The sequence below is a fragment of the Streptomyces sp. NBC_01497 genome (assembly GCF_036250695.1).
Lineage (GTDB): Bacteria > Actinomycetota > Actinomycetes > Streptomycetales > Streptomycetaceae > Streptomyces.
Window position 1 is genome coordinate 1,248,162 of the sequence record NZ_CP109427.1, and the last position, 17,730, is coordinate 1,265,891.

13 protein-coding genes are annotated in these 17,730 nt (G+C 73.5%); 6 read left to right on the forward strand and 7 right to left on the reverse strand.

The features are described 5' to 3' along the window. Positions 1 to 108: 108 nt before the first annotated feature. Positions 109 to 405 carry a hypothetical protein gene (locus OG310_RS05440; RefSeq protein WP_329454727.1) on the forward strand — a complete coding sequence of 99 codons (297 nt, stop codon included), beginning with the start codon at positions 109 to 111 and terminating at the stop codon, positions 403 to 405. Positions 406 to 474: 69 nt separating this feature from the next. Here OG310_RS05440 and hpnR read toward each other — a convergent pair whose 3' ends face one another. The 4 genes from hpnR to OG310_RS05460 form a co-directional block, all read right to left on the reverse strand. Next, positions 475 to 2,055, reverse strand: coding sequence for a hopanoid C-3 methylase HpnR (hpnR, locus tag OG310_RS05445; RefSeq protein WP_329454728.1), 1,581 nt, complete (start codon positions 2,053 to 2,055; stop codon positions 475 to 477). Between the two features lie 315 nt (positions 2,056 to 2,370). After that, positions 2,371 to 5,397, reverse strand: coding sequence for an alpha-mannosidase (locus tag OG310_RS05450; RefSeq protein ID WP_329454729.1), 3,027 nt, complete (start codon positions 5,395 to 5,397; stop codon positions 2,371 to 2,373). Between the two features lie 292 nt (positions 5,398 to 5,689). Continuing rightward, the gene (locus OG310_RS05455) at positions 5,690 to 7,963 is read right to left on the reverse strand and encodes a phage holin family protein (protein WP_443078823.1); all 2,274 of its coding nucleotides are present in this window, start codon (positions 7,961 to 7,963) and stop codon (positions 5,690 to 5,692) included. A 194-nt stretch (positions 7,964 to 8,157) separates the two neighbouring features. Beyond that, positions 8,158 to 8,568 (reverse strand): hypothetical protein, encoded by a 411-nt coding sequence (locus OG310_RS05460; RefSeq protein WP_329454731.1) that lies wholly within the window; start codon positions 8,566 to 8,568, stop codon positions 8,158 to 8,160. A 391-nt stretch (positions 8,569 to 8,959) separates the two neighbouring features. On the opposite strand from OG310_RS05460, the gene OG310_RS05465 reads away from it, so the two are divergent. Together OG310_RS05465 and OG310_RS05470 are read left to right on the forward strand one after the other, a co-directional pair. Next, the gene (locus OG310_RS05465; RefSeq protein WP_329454732.1) at positions 8,960 to 9,751 is read left to right on the forward strand and encodes an MBL fold metallo-hydrolase; all 792 of its coding nucleotides are present in this window, start codon (positions 8,960 to 8,962) and stop codon (positions 9,749 to 9,751) included. Beyond that, positions 9,748 to 10,437 carry a DedA family protein gene (locus OG310_RS05470; protein ID WP_329454733.1) on the forward strand — a complete coding sequence of 230 codons (690 nt, stop codon included), beginning with the start codon at positions 9,748 to 9,750 and terminating at the stop codon, positions 10,435 to 10,437. Before OG310_RS05465 ends, OG310_RS05470 begins: the two co-directional genes overlap by 4 nt. A gap of 94 nt (positions 10,438 to 10,531) precedes the next feature. Here OG310_RS05470 and OG310_RS05475 read toward each other — a convergent pair whose 3' ends face one another. Continuing rightward, positions 10,532 to 11,602, reverse strand: a complete 1,071-nt coding sequence (locus OG310_RS05475) for an MBL fold metallo-hydrolase (RefSeq protein ID WP_329454734.1) — start codon at positions 11,600 to 11,602, stop codon at positions 10,532 to 10,534. Beyond that, positions 11,599 to 12,951, reverse strand: a complete 1,353-nt coding sequence (locus OG310_RS05480; protein WP_329454735.1) for an aminotransferase class I/II-fold pyridoxal phosphate-dependent enzyme — start codon at positions 12,949 to 12,951, stop codon at positions 11,599 to 11,601. The genes OG310_RS05475 and OG310_RS05480 overlap by 4 nt, the downstream gene beginning before the upstream one ends. Before the next feature lie 176 nt (positions 12,952 to 13,127). Between OG310_RS05480 and OG310_RS05485 the strand changes: the two genes are divergently transcribed. From OG310_RS05485 to OG310_RS05495, 3 genes are all read left to right on the forward strand, one after another. Further along, a complete protein-coding gene (locus OG310_RS05485; RefSeq protein ID WP_329454736.1) occupies positions 13,128 to 14,612 on the forward strand; it encodes a bifunctional phosphatase PAP2/diacylglycerol kinase family protein in 1,485 nt (494 codons plus the stop codon). 186 nt (positions 14,613 to 14,798) lie between these two features. Continuing rightward, a complete protein-coding gene (locus OG310_RS05490) occupies positions 14,799 to 15,608 on the forward strand; it encodes a class I SAM-dependent methyltransferase (RefSeq protein WP_329454737.1) in 810 nt (269 codons plus the stop codon). 140 nt (positions 15,609 to 15,748) lie between these two features. Further along, on the forward strand, positions 15,749 to 16,102 hold the full coding sequence (locus OG310_RS05495) for a VOC family protein (RefSeq protein ID WP_329454738.1): 354 nt from the start codon (positions 15,749 to 15,751) through the stop codon (positions 16,100 to 16,102). Here the strand turns inward: OG310_RS05495 and OG310_RS05500 are convergent. Continuing rightward, positions 16,041 to 17,459 (reverse strand): purine-cytosine permease family protein, encoded by a 1,419-nt coding sequence (locus OG310_RS05500; protein ID WP_329454739.1) that lies wholly within the window; start codon positions 17,457 to 17,459, stop codon positions 16,041 to 16,043. The genes OG310_RS05495 and OG310_RS05500 overlap by 62 nt on opposite strands. Positions 17,460 to 17,730 lie beyond the last annotated feature (271 nt).

The following is a 17,730-nucleotide window of genomic DNA, read 5'->3' on the forward strand; positions in this document are numbered from 1 at the left end:
CCTGCCGCGCGCGGGGGCGCCGTCGCGGGCCGAAGGCCTGTGTCAGACCCGTGGTGAAGACTTGAGAGTCCGACAGATTCTCAACGTCACGACACCAGGGGGCTCGGGATGACCGACAGGAGCATGGGAGCGACGGCGGTGGCCGGCACGGTCGCCGGGGAGCGGACGGCGGCGCGGGCGTACCTGCGGCTGCTGGCCGCGGTCCGGGCCGTCCTCGGCGAGCGGCCGGAGGCGAGCCTGCCGGAGGCGGGGCCGTTGCTCGCCCTTCCTCTCAAGGAGGCGGACGCGGCGCTGGGCGCCGTCGGTCTGGCCGGCAACGAGAGCGCGTTCCTGCGCCTGATCGCCCGCCAGGCCGTGGATGACGATCCCCGGTGTACGGGACGGACCCAGGGCCCGGCGGCCTGACGGCCTGACGGCCCGTGGGCCCGCCCCGGCCGTCCGAGGGGCCGCCCGCTGCGTCCCGGCCGCGCCGGCTCAGACGGGTTCGGTGCCCGGGGTCCTGTCCGCCGCGGCGCCGGGGACCGGTCCCTCGACGGCCGCCCGCTCCCGGTCCGCACGCTCGGCGGTGGCCCGTTCGGCCGCCACCGGCCTGGTGTGGACGTACAGCGCCCGCCGGTTGCCGATCTCCGCCGTCGCGGCCGGGGGCAGCGGCAGTTCGTAGCGCACGCCGCGCCGGTGGTCGGCCAGTTGCCGGGCGGGGTTGTAGACGCGGTTGAACTTCCACAGCATGCGGGCGAAGTTCGTCTGGCCGCGCGCCAGGTTTCCGCCGAGGACGCGCATCGCGCCGAAAGCCGTGCGCAGGCCGAGGTGCTTGCGGTTGATGACGGCCTGGGTGCGGACCAGTTCGCGGTAGAAGACGTCGAGTGGCAGTGTCGTCGGCACGACCGCGTGCTGGATGTCGAACAGGCGGTAGTCCCGGGTGGTCAGGCGGCGGGCCTCGGTGTGCCAGATCTCCGTACCGGGGTAGGGAGTCATGACGGTGAGGTGCACGATCTCCGGTACGGACAACGCGAATTCGCGGATGACCCGGAAGCGCTCCTCGTCCCAGGCCGGGTCGACGATGAGATTGATGGCGACGTTGATACCGAGCTTGCGGGCCTGCTCCAGGGCCCGGAAGTTGTCGTCGGGGCTGACCCGCTTGCGGTAGAGGTCGAGCCCCTCGGCGTCGATGGCCTCCATCCCGAGGAACATGTAGCTCAGGCCGAGCCGTGCCCAGCGCTGGAAGACCTCCTCGTTGCGCAGGAGGACATCACTGCGGGTCTCCAGGTAGTAATGCTTCCTGATCCGGCGCCGCTCCAGTTCGGCCGCGATGGCGTGACCGTGCTCGGGGCGGATGAAGGCCACGTCGTCCACGATGAAGACGTTCGGCTCCTTGATGCTCGCCATCTCGTGGCCGGCCGCCTCCGGGGACGCCTTGCGGTAGCTGCGGCCGTAGAACGTCCAGGCGGAGCAGAACGAGCAGTCCCAGGGGCAGCCGCGGGTGAACTCGATGGAGGCGCAGGGGTCGAGTTCGCCGATGAAGTACTTGCGGCGGTGGCGCATCAGGTCGCGGGCGGGCGCCGGGCTGTCGATGGAGTGCATCATGACGGGCGCGGGACCGCGGCCGTTCACGGTGACGACGCCCGGCACACCCTCGACGCCGTCCCCGTCCCGTACGGCCTGCAGCAGGGAGACCACGGCGGGCTCACCCTCACCGCGGACGACGGCGTCCACCGCCCCGCGCGCCTGCTCCAGCACGTCGCCCGCGACGAAGGACACGCTGTGGCCGCCGAGGAAGACGAAGCAGCCCGGCACCTCGCGCTTGACGGCGCGGGAGATGTCGATCGCCTCGGGGATGTTGGCCAGGTAGTTCAGGGAGATGCCCAGCGCCTCGGGGCGGAAGGAGCGGACCTCCGCCGCGAGCGCGCGCGGGGTGAGGACCTGCAGGTCGACCACGCGGACCTCGTGCCCGGCGGCGCGGGCGGCACCCGCCACGCGCTCCAGGCCGAGCGGTTCGAGCCGCAGGAAGATCTCGGAGTACAGCAGGGCACTCGGATGGACGAGAAGCAGACGCATGGTCACCTCGGGGATCGGCAGCGAACCCGATATACCACCCTCAAAACAACCTAAACGGACTTTTCACCTCACCGGTGCGATCGGCCCCGGAACGGGCCGGGGTATGACGCGCCGGGGAAGGGGGCCGGACGGCGCCCGCTCCGCCCGGTGCGGGTTGCTCCGTACGGGCCTCACGGCCTCCCCGGGATGCGGCGCCAGGGGCCCGGGGCCGGGACCGGGACGGGTGCCCCGGAAAGGCCGGGACGCGGACGTGCCGTCCCGCCCGGGCTGCTCAGCCGGGGCGGGACGGCACGGACACGATCGCGGGGCCGGGGATCAGCCGCGCGTGAGCCGCAGCGTGACCAGCTCGAACGGCCGGAGCGCGAGAAGGAATCCGCCGTCGACCGGAGCCGGAGCTTCCGAGTCCGCGAGCGGGCGCTCCAGCAGGTCGGTCCGTACCGCCGAGCCGACCGGGAAGCCGGGCACCGAGACCGTGGCCCGCGCCCTGCCGCCGTGCGCCTCGTAGACCCGCACGACCAGGTCGCCGCTGCGGTCGTCGGCCAGCTTCACCGCGCTCACCACCACCGCGTCGTCATCGACGGTCACCAGCGGGGCGACCTCCGTGCTTCCGGTGACGTGGCGCTCGGGCAGGTTCGCGCGGTAGCCCTCGCGCACCGCGTCCCCGATCGTGGCGCCGGGCACCAGCGCGTGGTGGAAGCGGTGCACGCCCTGGTCGGTCTCCGGGTCGGGATAGCGCGGGGCGCGCAGCAGCGAGGCCCGAACGGTCGTCGTGGTGCCCGCGTCGGCGCCGGTGCGCACCTGCCGGGTCACGTCGTGGCCGTACGTGGAGTCGTTGACGAGCGCGACGCCCCAGCCGGGCTCCTCCAGATGGACGAAGCGGTGGTTGCAGGCCTCGAACTTGGCCCACTCCCAGCTGGTGTTCTGATGGGTGGGCCGGTGGACATGGCCGAACTGTGTCTCCGAGGCGTACCGGTCGGCCTTCACATCGAGCGGGAAGGCCAGCTTGAGGAACTTCTCCTTCTCGTGCCAGTCGACCTCGGTGTCGATGTCGAGCCGCTTCGTACCCGCGCGCAGCGAGAGCAGCTGGACGGCCCGGGAGTCGCCGAAGCCGCGCACGATCCGCACCGCCCCGGCGTCGGCGGTGAGTTCGTCCAGTGCGCTCAGGTCGGTCCCGACGTTGCGGTAGAACCGGTCGACGTCCCAGGCGTCCCACTGGTTGGGGAAGTCGGGGTGCAGCTGGAGCAGGTTCGCGGCCTGCCCCGGCGCGACGGTCTCGCGTCGCGCCGCGATGTCGTAGGCGGAGACGACCAGGCCGCGTGCGTCGATCTCCACCCGCAGCAGGCCGTTGTCGAGGACGAAACCGCCGCCCTCGCGCGGCGCCGGCACGGCGGGCGTGTCCGGCGCGGCCGGACCGGCGGCACCCGCCGCGACCCCGCCCCTGGCGTGCGGCGCCCCGTTGAAGACCAGCATGGTGCCACCGGAGAGCTCACCGGCGAGGGCGCGCTGGGCGGCGTCGATGATGCCGTTCAGCTCGCCCGCGACCTTCGCGTAGGTCGCGCGGGCCTCGCGGTGCACCCAGGCGATGGACGAGCCCGGCAGGATGTCGTGGAACTGGTGCAGCAGCACCGTCTTCCAGATCCGGTCCAGCTCCTCGTACGGATACGGGAAGGAGGCCCGCACCGCCGCCGTGGCCGCCCACAGCTCCGCCTCCCGCAACAGGTGCTCACTGCGCCGGTTGCCCTGCTTCGTCCCCGCCTGGCTCGTCAGCGTCGCCCGGTGCAGCTCCAGATACAGCTCACCCACCCACACCGGCGGATCGGGATACTCCGCCTCCGCCTTCGCGAAGAAGTCGGCGGGTGACTCCCATTGGACCGTCGCGGAGCCTTCGAGGTTGCGCAGCCGCTTGGCCTTGGCGACCATCTCGCGCGTCGTCCCGCCGCCGCCGTCCCCGAACCCGGTCGGGGCGAGCGAGTGCCGCGCCACACCCTTGTCCTTGAAGTTCCGCTCGGCGTGGGCGATCTCGCTGCCCTTCATCGAGCAGTTGTAGGTGTCGACGGGCGGGAAGTGCGTGAAGATCCGCGTCCCGTCGATGCCCTCCCAGTTGAACGTGTGGTGCGGGAACGTGTTCGTGGCCGACCACGAGATCTTCTGCGTGAGCAGCCACTTCGACCCGGCGGCCTTGATGATCTGCGGCAGACCCGCCGCGAAACCGAACGTGTCCGGCAGCCACGCCTCGTCGTTCTCCACCCCGAACTCGTCCAGGAAGAACCGCTTCCCGTGCACGAACTGCCGGGCCATCGCCTCCGACCCCGGCATGTTCGTGTCCGACTCCACCCACATCCCGCCCGCCGGCACGAACCGCCCGTCGGCCACCGCCTTCTTGACCCGGGCGTACACCTCGGGCCGGTGCTCCTTGATCCAGGCGAACTGCTGTGCCTGCGACATCGTGTAGACGAAGTCGGGCTCGTCCTCCAGCAGAGCCGTCATGTTGGCGCTCGTACGGGCCACCTTGCGGACCGTTTCGCGCAGCGGCCACAGCCAGGCGGAGTCGATGTGCGCGTGGCCGACGGCGCTGATGCGGTGCGCGGCGGCGGTGGCGGGGGCGGCGAGCACACCGGCCAGCTCCTCCCTGGCCGCTGCCGCGGTGCCGTTCACGTCCTGCAGGTCGACCGCGTCCAGCGCCCGCTCCACGGCCCGCAGGATCTCCCACCGGCGGCTGCCCTCGACCGGCAGCTCGGCCATGAGCTCGCCGAGGACCTCCAGGTCGAGCACGAGGTTCCACACGGTCTCGTCCAGGACGGCGAGGTCCATCCGGCCGAGCACGTACTGCGGGCTGCGGCCCGCGGTCCGCTTGTCGCCGAGGTCGGTGGGTTCGAAGGGGTGCCCGCCGTCCTGCACGTCGGGGTTGGAGGCCGCCTCGATGTGCCAGAGGACCTCCTCGCCGCCCCGGGCGGGTTTGCCCACCCGCACGGAGGAGCTGCGCGGGTGGAGGCCCTTCACCGGGCTGCCGTCGGGCCGGTAGACGAGGCCCTCGCACTGGAAGCCCGGGGTGGCCTTCGTGAAGCCGAGGTCGAGCACGGCCTCCACGGTGCGGCCCGCCCACGCGGCGGGCACCGTGCCGCTGACCTTGAACCAGCTGGTGCCCCAGGGGGCGCCCCAGGGTGTGCCCGGCGCGATCGGTTCGGTGGGGGCGGCAAGTCCCTCGGCCACCGGTACGGGCTCGTCCGGCGCGGACCAGATCTCGACGGTGAGCGGTATCGACTGGGGGTGGACGGCGGGCCGGATGCGCTCCCTGAGGACGCGCGTCAGGCGTGCTTCGACCAGGCTGCGGTCGTCGTGCATGAGGAATGACTCCCGAATGACGGACGTGTGCGGTCGGTGGTGGCCGCTCGGTGACGGCCGCTTGGTAGTGGCCTGGAAACGCTGGTGATCCCTCTCCCGCGCGGATGGCCCCGAAACACGGACGCGGCGGCGGGCAGGCTCCGGACGGCACCGCGCCGAGCGCGACAGGGGTGGGACACGGGTGCCGGGCGGGGACGGGGAGAGGGCGCGGGCCGCCGTGCCCACGCCCTCTCCCCCGCTGATTACTGCCCCGCGGCGCGCTCGTTCTCTCCTCGCGCCGGTGTCCCGGTCGTCACACGGTGCGCATGCCGTCGCCGCTGTCCTCTGTCACCTCGGACACCTCGGTCACCGCGGACACCCCGGACACCGCGGGTGCTTCGGGCACCGCGGGTACCTCGGGCACCTCGCCGCCGGCGCCCGGGGCGCCCGCCGGGTGACCGGGGCCCTCGCCGCCCGCCGGGCGGCCCGCCCCCGCAGGCCCCCGCTCGCCGCCCGTCCTCGGGGCCGGGACACCGGCGGGGGGCAGCGGGACCTGCGGGCCCGAACACTCGCGCAGCCAGCGCCGCAGCACTCGGTGCACCTGCTCGGCGCCCACGAGTTCGACGCGGTCCACCTCCTGCGCGCCGGCGCCGTGCCCCTCGCTTTCGCGCGCAACGCCGCCGGCGGCGTCCGCCTCGTCGGCGAGGGCCGGGGACAGCGCGCGGGGCGACATCAGGAAGGCGTGCGACTGCTCGCCGCCGAGCCCGCCGTGCGAGCCGATCTGCTCCTCGAAGGCGTGCACCCGGCCGGTCCCCGGCTCGTACATCGAATTGATCATGATGTCCGCGACATGCGGGAAGCCGTCGGTGCGGCGGATCGCGGCCGCGGCTCCCGGCGGAAAACCGGTGAGCGGGCCCTCGCCGTCGACGAGTTCGGCCATCGGCACCTCGGCGCCGCCCCGGCCGAGCACCAGTGACCCGCCCCCTTCGCCCGCGACGAGCAGGAAGCCGATCCCGGGGTGGTGCGCGAGGGTGCTCAGCAGCGCGGGGTGGCGCCGGTCGATCTGCTCACGGCTCATCCGACCGGGTACATCGGGGAAGGAGACAAGGCCGAGGTTTCCCGAGGCGAGGACGACCGGCTGCGAACCGGTGACGGCGCCTTCCTCCGTCGTGCCCTCGTGGACCGGCCGGTGCAGGGCCGCGCGGACCGCGTGCCGCGCCGCGAAGCGGGCCTCGGCGCCGCTCCTGGTGCGTTCGGCCCGGCGCGGTACGGGCAGCCCGCAGCCGGCCCGTACGAGGTCCTTCAACGTCAGGCCGTAGGCGCCCTCGAAGGTCTCACCGGCGCTCTGCCCGTGGTCGGAGAGCAGGACGAGGTGGTACGAGCGGGGCGCGTACGCGATGGCCCGCTCGATCGCGCCGACGCACCGGTCGAGCCGGGCGAGGACCCGCAGGGCGTCCCGGCTGCGCGGCCCCGAGTGGTGGGCCACCTCGTCGTACGCGACGAAGTCGGCGTAGACCGCGGAGCGCCCGGAGAGGATGTCGGCCATCACCGCCGCGACCACCACGTCGCGCTCGACGACGGTCGCGAAGGCGCGGATCAGGGGGTAGAGGCCGCCCCGGCCGACCCGGGGGCGCTCGTGGCGCAGCCGGGCGGCGGTGGACTGGGCCATCTCGCGGACGACCTCGACGGCGAAGGACACGGCCGTGCGGACCGCGTTCGCCGGGTCGCGGAAGTACGCGAAGTACCCGGCGCGGGAACGGTTGGACCGGCCGCGTCGCGCCGCCATCGACAGCACCAGCGCCAACTGGTCCGCGCCGCCGCTGAAGAGGTTGCCGCGGCTCGCGCCGTCGAGGGTGAGCAGGCCGCCGTCGCCGGTCCGTCCGACGGCGCGGCGCTGGAGTTCCGCGGCGCTGGCCGGCCGGTTGCTGACCATGGTGCGGCCGGAGTCCTTCTCGTACCAGCGAAAGGCGGGGACGTCGTGGTTGGTGCCGTGCAGGATCGCCAGCTGGCTCGCGCCGGTCTGGCTCGACCAGTCGGTTCGCCAGTGGGTGAGCCGGTGCGTGCCGTCGGGGCCGAGCCGTTGTGCGAGGTGCGGGAGCAGCCCGGCCGCGAGTGACTCCACGAGGATTCGGTGGCCCACGCCGTCGAGTTGCACGAAGACGGTGCCGGGCGGGCCGCCCTCCCCGCCGTCCTCGCCGCTTCTGCGGCGGCGGCGGCCGGCGACCCGGGAGAGCCTGCGCGGATAGGCGCCCTCGTCGCCCGCGGCGAGCGCGGTCGAGGTCGCCGACGCGACGGCCGACATCACGGCGGCCACGGCGACGGCCGTCTCAGGACCGGCGTCACCGCGCCCGTCGGGGATCAGCCGGAGCGCGAGCAGCAGCAGCGACCCGTTCAAAAAGAACACCAGCAGACCGAGCAGCAACGCCGGCACCAGCAGCAGCGCCCGCACCAGCAAGGGCCACACCAGCGCACTGAGCAGGCCGAAGGCGCCCGCGCCCCACGCGGCGGTGAGCGCCGTCCTCGTGGCACTGTCGCCGTCGGGTGACTGGAGACTGAAGTCGGGCAGGAGCCCGGCGAGCGCGAGCATCGTCAGCGTGGAGACCGCCCACACCGTGAGCACGCGGAGCAACGCCCTCCCCGCCGTCCGCCATCGGCCTCGCTGCGCCACGGCCCGTTCCTCCGTCCCGGCCCGCGGCTGGTCCCGCGGGCACCGGACCAGGGTGACACAGCGGGCTCGGCCACGTGCCTGCCCGGGCGCGCGCGGGACGGCGGACGTGCTGGTCAGCGGCCGTCGTAGCCGGCTGTAGGCATCGACAGTCTGCGGTGGACGCCCGCCTTCATCCCCGCGTTGTACGACGGTTCGTCGAGCCGCGCGGTCTCCAGGGGCACGCCCCGGCTCTCGCAGACGGCGGCGAACGCCTCCGCCGAGGTGAACGCGCGCGCGAGAACACGTTCGTTGGGTGCGACGAACAAGTCGACGACTCCGGCCTCGATGTCCACCCACAGCCCCGGGTGGTCCGGCCGCACCCCGTAGAGCAGCAGGTGCCGGGTGACGGCGAAGCCCCGCTCCTCGGCCCAGCGCGCGCACATGGCGTGCTGGCTGCGGGTGTCCACGAGAAAGGGTTCGCGCTCCAGCTCAGCGAGGGGAGTCAGGCTGGCGATCGCCGCCACCCGCACACCGGCCTCTGCCATGTCAGTCCCCCGGCTGTCCCGAAAGTCCTTTGTGCAGGCGACACTACCGCGCTCCCGCGGCCCCCGGGGAAGTGGTGTGCGGGCCTTCGCGGGCGCGCGACGGGGCACGCCGGGGGCGGCCGGCCGGGGCCCGCGCCCACAGCTCCGCGTGGCAGTGCCCGCCCGGCCGTGCGGAGGCATCCGTTCCGCCACCACCGCGCCCGAGAACGCCCTGGACGGGCCTGGTCACGCCCCCCGACGTGCATCCCCGGGCGTGCCCGGACGCGTTCACGGCCCCCGCGGTGGGCACCCGTCCCCCCGGGCGCCCCTGTGGCCTCGTGCTCCGCCCCCGTAGGCTGAGCACCGTGTCCAGCCGAGCCCGCACCCCGGGTTCGAGGAAGCCGAGGTCGCCGTGGGAGCCGTCATCACCTGGTGGGGTCATGCCACCTGCACGGTCGAGGACTCCGGCGTCCGGCTGCTGACCGACCCGCTGTTCGTGCGCCGCTTCGCGCACCTGCGGCGCAGGAAGGGCGCCCTGCCGACCGCGCGGGCGGCGGTGGCGGACGCGGTACTCATCTCCCACCTGCACTCCGACCATCTGCACGTGGGTTCGCTCGCGCGCCTCGCGCCCGGCACGCTGCTCGTCGTGCCGCGCGGCGCGGCCCGCTCGGTGCCCTCCCTGCGGCGGCTCGACGCGCGGCGCAACCCGCGGGGGCTGCGGGTGCGCGAGGTGGTGCCGGGGGACGAGCTGTCGGTCGGTCCTGTGCGGGTACGGGTCGTGCCCGCGCACCACGACGGGCGGCGACTGCCCATCGGGCCGCGCCTGTCCCCCGCGCTCGGCTACGTGATCAGCGGTGAGTCCCGTACGTACTTCGCGGGCGACACCGGGCTGTTCGAGGGGATGGCCGAGGCGGTCGGGCCGGTGGACACGGCACTGCTGCCGGTCGGCGGCTGGGGCCCGAACCTCGGACCCGAGCACCTCGATCCGGAGCGGGCCGCGCGGGCGGCGGCTCTCCTCGCGCCCGCGTCCGCGGTGCCGGTGCACTACGGCACGTACTGGCCGATCGGCTTCGACGGGGTGCGGCCGCACGAGTTCCACACGCCGGGAACGGAGTTCGTCGCCCAGGCGGAGCGGCTCGCCCCCGGTGTCACGGTGCGTCTGCTGCACCACGGTGAGAGCACCCGGGCCCAGGTGGCGCCGTGACGGGCGGACCGCTGCTCGCGCACGTGCTCGCGACCCCGCTCCCCCGGCTGCCGGCGGAGTCGGCGCAGCAGGCAGTCGGCTACCCCTCGGTGTTCCTGCTGGTGGTGCTGGGAGCCCTGGTGCCGGTGGTCCCGACGGGGGCGGTGGTCAGTTCGGCGGCGGTGGTGGCGTTCCACCAGTCCGACCCGCTCTCGATGCTGTACACGTTCCTGGTGGCGTCGGCCGCCGCGTTCCTCGGAGACATGGCGCTGTACTGGCTGGGCCGGCGTGGCGTCGAGTCGAAGAACGGGTCCCGGTGGCTGGAGAAGCTGCGCGAGCACGCGCCGCCCGAACGGCTCGCGGGGGCCCAGGAGAAGCTGGCCGACCACGGCATCGCGGTCCTCGTCCTCTCCCGCCTGGTTCCGGCGGGACGGGTGCCGGTGATGCTCGCGTGCCTGCTGGCGAAGTGGCCGATGCGGTCCTTCGCGCGCGGTGACGTCTGGGCCTGCCTCGCCTGGGCCGCGACCTACCAGCTGATCGGGGTACTGGGCGGCTCGCTGTTCCCCCGGCCCTGGCAGGGCGTGGCGACGGCGATCGGCCTGACAGTGCTGGTCGCTGTCGTTCCCGTCGTGTGGCGCAAGGTACGCGCGCCGGAGGACGCCGGTGACGGCGGCGGTGCGGCGGACGGCGGGAGCCAGCGGATCTGAGGGCGGGCACCTCGGCCCGCTGGACGGGCAGCACGGCACTCCTCGGGCCACCTTCGAAACAGGCGGATCGGGCAGGCCGGGCACGTCGGACGCGTCAGGCGGGCCGCAGGATCCGGGACGTGCCGACCGGGAGGTCCCACAGCTGGTCGCGGGGGCGGCCCGTCCGCTCCCAGGCGGCCCGTACCCGGGTGAGGGGTTCCAGCACGGGTTCCGAGGAGAGCACGAAGGTCCCCCAGTGCATGGGCGCCATCCGCGCGGCGCCGAGGTCGCGGCAGGCCTGGACGGCCTCCTCGGGGTCCATGTGTTCCGCGCGCAGCCACCAGCGCGGCTCGTACGCGCCGATCGGCAGCATCGTCATGTCGATGCCGGGGTGGCGGCGGCCGATCTGCGGGAACCAGTCGCCGTATCCGGAGTCGCCCGCGAAGTGGACCGTGCCGCCGTGCGAGTCGCTCATCACCCAGCCTCCCCAAAGGCTGCGGCAGGTGTCGGTGAGGGAACGCTTGGACCAGTGGTGGGCGGGCACGAAGTCGAACCGTACGGTCCTGCCGTCGGCGCCCGGCAGTTCCGCGCCCTCCCACCAGTCGAGTTCGGTGACGCGCACGAACCCGCGGCGCCTGCACCAGCGGGCGAGCCCGGCGGGCACGAACAGCGGGGTGTGGCGCGGGAGTCGCCTGAGGGTGGGCGCGTCGAGGTGGTCGTAGTGGTTGTGGCTGATGACGACCGCGTCGACGGGCGGCAGATCCTCCCAGCGCACGCCCACGGGGGTGATGCGCGCGGGTGTCCCGAGGATGCGGCGCGCCCAGACGGGGTCGGTGAGGACGGTGAGCCCGGCTATGCGCACGATCCAGCTGGCGTGGCCGACCCAGGTCAGGCAGATGTCCGTGGTGCGCACCCGGGGCAGCGGCGCCGGGGCGAAGGGCAGTTGGGGAATGTCGCGGAGGCCGTCGGGGCCGGGGCGTACGGCGCCGTCCTTGACGAAGCGCGCGAACTCGACGACCCCGGGCAGCGGCGCGGTGAGCCGGTCGGCGAAGGATCTGGGCCAGTGGCGGCGGTGTTCGCCGACCGGGCGGGGCGCCGGAGACCGTCTCGTCGGGTCGACCGCGGTTCCCCGGCCGGCGCCGGCCGGTTCCTGGTCCGGCTCGCCGTACTGCGTCGATTCCCTCACAACGGCTCCGTCCCGTGCGTTCCAGGCGTTCCAGGCGTTCCAGGCGGTTCGGGCAGGGCGTGCGGTGTCGCGGGCCGCCGTGTAACGTCGAGAGCGGCGGCCAGGGTGCTCAACGCCTGTGCCACGTGCGGCAGTTTGAGCGGTGTTCCCGTGGTGACGGACTCCAGGCGATGACTCGGGGTTGCTCCGAGCAGCGGGCTGGTGGTCAGCCGTACGCGCAGCGCGCCGAGTTCGTCGCCGAAGCGGTGCCCGCCGAAGACCGGCGTGCCGAGACGGGCTTCGAGGTACTCCTCCAGGTCCATCGAGTCGGTGACGTCTGCGCCCGCGAGCCGGGCACGCAGCGGGCCGAGGTCGGCGTAGAGGTGGCGGCCTGCCACCGGGGGCCGCGCGAGGGCGCCGGCGGCGAGCAGCGCGCGGTGCGCGGCGGCGGCGACCTGGGCGTGGGCGGCCGCGGCGGCGCGGGACCTGGCGCGTACGGCGTCGGGTTCGGTGAGGGCGTGTGCCACGGCGGCCGCGACCGGGGCGGGCACCAGGGCGCCGAGCGCGGTGAGGATGTCGATGGTGGTGGCGCGCCGGGCCAGGCCGCGCGCGGTGTGCGGGAAGCGGGCGACGGCGGCGGGCCACGCGGCGGGGGCGAGCGCGCCGACGGCGTCGCAGATCACGGTGGTGTCGCCGGGCCACATCTCGGCCGGGCTGAGCAGCACGGTGGTGGCGCGGTGCAGGGTGTCGCGCCAGGTCTCGTCGCTGACGAGGTGCAGCCCCTCGCCGACCGCGGCCTCGCACGCGGCGTGCAGCAGGTCGGGAGCGGCGACGGTGCCGGTGGGGTCGTCGGCGGGGCACAGCAGCAGGACGCGGGGGCGCCCTCCCTCCGAGCGGACCCTGCGGATGGTTTCGAGCAGGGCGTACGGGTCGGGCACGCCGCCGCACTCGGCGGGGGTGGGCACGTGGTACGCGGGCCGGCCGAGCAGCCGGATCTGGGGGGTCCACCAGGCCGGGCAGGGCCGGGGCAGCAGCACGTCCCCGCCGATGGCGCTGAGCAGCGCGAACAGCAGGGGCGGGGCGCCGGGCGCGGCGGTGATCTGTCCGGGGCTCGTACGCAGGCCGCGCCGGGACCAGTAGCCGCAGGCGGCCTCGCGCAGTGCGGGTCCGCCGCCCGGGGGTTCGGGTTCCGGCCGGCTCGCGGCGGCCTGGCACGCCGCGATCAGCTCCGGCAGCGCGGGCAGCCCCGGGTCCGGCGCCGACGGGCCGAAGCGGACGCGACCGCGGTCCTCGTGGACCGTTCGCCGTGGTTCTGCGCCTCTCGGGTGAGGCCCGTGACCGCCTGCCGTGGTCCCGACAGATGGAGTCATAAGCCCTTTATATAGAGATTTGATATTACTTGCCCCCTCAGGTGCGCCACCGGGTTCCGCCCCGCACCCCTGCTACCCACGCCGGGCTCACCCTGCACGCGGGGCCGCCCCGGCCCCGCCGGGTACCGGCCGGGCGGGCCCGGCTAGCACCCGGCCGACGGGGTAGGCGGATGCGCATGGCAGACGATTCAAGGCTTGCGGGCCTGCTCAGCGACGTGGACAAGCGGGTCTTCAGATTCGCCGCGACCCGGCACTGGCCGGGCGCCGAGCCGGTGCTGCCGCGGCTGAGCCGCGCGGCCAACCACGGCCTCCTGTGGTTCGGCGCCGCGGCGGGCATAGCGGTCCTGGGCCGCGGGGCGCGCTCCCGCCGGGCCGCAACGCGCGGGATCGCCTCGCTGGCGCTCGCCTCGGCCACCGTCAACACCGTGGTCAAGCACGCGGCCCGGCGCGAACGGCCGGTACTCGACGCCGTGCCCCTGGTGCGGCAGCTGAAGCGGCAGCCCGTCACGACGTCGTTCCCCTCGGGGCACGCGGCGTCGGCGGCGGCCTTCGCGGCCGGCGTGGCCCTCGAATCCTCCGGATGGGGCGCCGTGGTGGCTCCGCTGGCCGCCTCCGTGGCGTTCTCCCGGGTCTATACGGGAGTGCACTACCCGAGTGACGTGCTGGCCGGCGCCGCGCTCGGCGTCGGCGCGGCGCTCGCGGTCCGGGGGATCGTGCCGACGCGCTCACAGATGCCCTCGCCGGGCAGACCGTTCGCCGAGGCGCCTCGGCTGCCGGGCGGCGAGGGTGTGGTGATCGTGGTCAACCGGGCGTCGGGCTCGGCGGAGCTGGCGACGCTGGTGGCCGACGCGCTGCCCCGTGCGGAGATCGTGGAGTGCGGGCCCGGCGAGGTGACGGCCGCCCTGGACAAGGCGGCGGCCCGCTGCCGCGCACTCGGCGTGGTCGGCGGCGACGGGACCGTCAACCGGGCCGCGGCGGCCGCGGTGCGCCACCGGGTGCCGCTCGCCGTCTTCCCCGGCGGAACGCTCAACCACTTCGCGTACGACCTGGGAATCGAATCGGTGCACGACACGTGCCGGGCCCTGGCGGAGGGCGAGGCCGTCCGGGTGGATCTCGGGCGGTTCACGCCGGGCCCGGAGGGCGCCGCGCACGGCTACTTCCTCAACACGTTCAGCCTCGGCGTCTACCCGGAGCTCGTCACCGTGCGCGAGCGATGGGCGCCCCGCCTCGGCGGCTGGCCGGCCGGGGTGCTCGCCGCTCTGGAGACCCTGCGCCGGGGGCACCGGCTGGAGGCGGAGTTCGAGGGCACTCGCAGGTCGCTGTGGCTGCTGTTCGCCGGCAACAACATCTACCAGCGGATGGGGCCCACGCCCGGGCACCGGCGCGACCTCGCGGACGGGCTCCTGGACGTGCGGATCGTGCACGGCGGAAGCCTGCCGGGCCTGCGGCTGCTCGCGGCCGCACTCGCCGGGCCGCTGAGCCGGTCGCCCGTGCACGCGGCCGAGCGGATGCGCAGGGTGCGGATCGCGGGTCTCGCGCGGGGCACGTCGCTCGCCTATGACGGCGAGGTCACGCCGGCGCCGGAGGAACTGGTGCTGGACAAGGCCGTGGAGGCGTTGACGGTGTACCGGCCGCAGGTCTTCTCGGCCTCCGCGTTCTGACGTGTGCACCCGTTCCGACGGCTCCGCGCGTCAGCGGTGCGCCCCCTGCACCCTGCACCCTGCGCCCCTGCACCCCTGCACCCGGACGCTCCGACAGAGTCCACATGTCGAAACACATCGTCTCATCATGCAGAACGGGCTTACGGTGATCCCGTCACGCGACGCCGCGAGAAGGGAAGTCGTCCGATGGCCAGGGAGACCGCCGTATACACCCACGGGCACCATGAGTCGGTGCTCCGATCACACCGCTGGCGCACCGCCGCCAACTCGGCCGGCTACCTCGTGCCCGAGCTGACGCCGGGCCAGGAGTTGCTGGACGTGGGCTGCGGCCCCGGCACCATCACCGCCGATCTCGCCGCTCTGGTGGCGCCCGGCACGGTCACCGCGGTCGACGCCTCGGAGAGTGTCCTGGACGCGGCGCGCGGCGCCGCCGAGGAGGCCGGGGTGGACAACGTCCGCTTCGCGGTCGCCGATGTCCATGATCTGGACTTTCCCGACGACTCCTTCGACGTGGTGCACGCCCATCAGGTGCTCCAGCACGTCGGCGACCCGGTGCAGGCGCTGCGCGAGATGCGCCGGGTGTGCAAGCCGGGTGGCACCGTCGCCGTACGGGACGCGGACTACGGCGGGTTCAGCTGGTACCCGGCCCCGCCCGAACTCGACGACTGGCGCGAGCTGTACCGCCGGGTGGCCCGCGCCAACGGCGGTGAACCGGACGCGGGCAGGCGCCTGTTGTCGTGGGCGCGTGAGGCCGGCTTCACCGAGATCGCGCCGTCGGCCTCGACCTGGTTCTACGCGACACCCGCGGAACGGGTCTGGTGGAGCGGCCTGTGGGCGGACCGCACGCTGGCCCCCGCCTACGCGGAGCGGGTCACGGCGACCGGTGAGGGCACCGCCGCGCAACTCGACGGCATCGCCCGCGCGTGGCGCACCTGGGGCGAGTCGGACGACGCCTGTTTCCTCTGCCCCAACGTCGAACTCCGCTGCCGCGCCTGACGCACCCACCGGCCGGGGCGGCTCCGGCCTCCCCCGCCGGTGACCGGACCAGCGCCCGCCGACGCGGGGCGGTGGTCCGGTCACCGATGAGAGGGAACACCCTGTCCCCCGTGGAGGGTTATCCAACTAACCTGATCCGCATGGAGATCCTCGGGACCACGCTGCGTATCTACGTCGAAGACCTGGACCGGGCCGTGGTGTTCTACGAACGCCTCACCGGCACCCCGGCGCTCCGCTCCGAACGCGGGGGTGTGTCCGCCGCCGCGGTGGGGTGCTTCCTGCTGATGAGCGGTCCTGCAGCGGAGATCGACGTCCTGCGCAAGGTGACGGCGACCATCGCGGTCAAGGACGTCGCGGACACGGCGGCCATCCTCACCGGGAGCGGCGGTCAGGTGCTGGTGGGTCCGGTGTCGACGCCGGGCGGACGCAATCTCATCGCCCTGCACCCTGACGGCGCGGTGTTCGAGTACGTGGACCGGACTCCCCAGCCGTAGCGTTCCGTTCGCGCCGTGCGAGGACTCCGTAGAGCACCGCCGGTACGACAAGACCGACGATCCATGAGATGTCCGCGCCGCCCAGCGGGCCCACCACCGGGCCGGTGTAGAAGCTCGTGGACAGGAAGGGGAACTGGGCGGCGAGACCTACGACATAGGTGATCAGCGCGATCGCGCGCCAGCCCCCGTAGCGGCCTTCCGGGTCGGTGAGCGCGGGGATGTCGTAGCGTTCGCGCGAGATCAGGTAGTAGTCGACGAGGTTGATCGCGGACCACGGTGTGAAGAACGTCAACAGGAACAGCAGGAAGTCGGCGAACGAGTCCAGGAACGAGTCGCGTCCGAGGAGGGCGACGACCGTTCCGGCGACCATGATGCAGGCGATGTACGCGCCGCGGCCCCGCTGGGAGAGCACCCGCTGTCCCCGGAAACCGCTGACGCTGGTCACGATCGACATGAAACCGCCGTACGTGTTCAGCACGTTGATGGTCAGCTTGCCGAGCGCGATCGCGAAGTAGAGGAACGCGGCGATCGCACCGGTGCCGCCGAGGCCCACCACGTAGCCGACCTGGTCGTCGACGAAGGCGTTGCCCGCCGTCGCTGCCACCAGCACGCCGAAGGTCATGGACCACTGCGAGCCGAGGGCCGTCCCGCCGAGCGTCCACCAGAACGTCGCCCGCGCACTGGTCGTGCGGGGCAGGTAGCGCGAGTAGTCCGCCACGTACGGACCGAACGCGAGCTGCCAGGACGCGGAGAGCGCCATGGCCAGCAGGAACATCGGCAGCTTGAACTTCTCGTCGTGCAGGACCGTGCCCACGTCGATGTGGTCGAGCAGCCGGATGCCGAGATAGACGAAGGCGACCGCGCAGACGATGCTCGCCACCCGGCCGAGCGCGTGGATGATCCGGTAGCCGACGACCGCCATCACGGCGGTCACGACGGCGAAGATCACGATCCCGGCCACCGGACCGAGGTGGGTGAGCTTGCCGACCGCCTGGCCCGCGAGCACGCTCCCGCTGGCGAAGAAGCCGACGTACATCACGACGACCAGCACCAGCGGCACCACCGCGCCCTTCACGCCGAACTGGGCGCGTGAGGAGATCATCTGCGGCAGTCCGAGTCGCGGGCCCTGGGCCGAGTGCAGCGCCATCACGGCGCCGCCGACGAGGTTGCCCGCGAGCAGCCCCACCAGCGACCAGACCACGTCACCGCCGAAGATCACCGCGAGGCCGCCGGTGACGACGGTGGTGATCTGGAGGTTGGCGCCCAGCCAGAGCGTGAACTGCGAGAACGCCGTGCCGTGACGCTCCTCGTCCGGCACGACGTCGATGGAACGCCGCTCGACCAGGGACTCGGCCACGGACTTCTCCCTTCCTCGGACGACACTCTGCATATGATCATGCAGAGTTCCCTCTGATGAATAGATTGTCAATACTCCGCACACCGGTCCCGGCGGCGCCGTCGGTCGAACGCGGGCGTCCGCGCTGTGCCCCGACCCCGACCCCGACCACGACCGCCGGAGCGTGCAGGCGACGACCCGTCGGCGGACGGGTCTCGTGACACGGGACGTGGGCAGGCAGGCCCAGCGGCGAACAGGAGAGCGGCCGTGGACGAGGGGGCGGCGTCCCGAA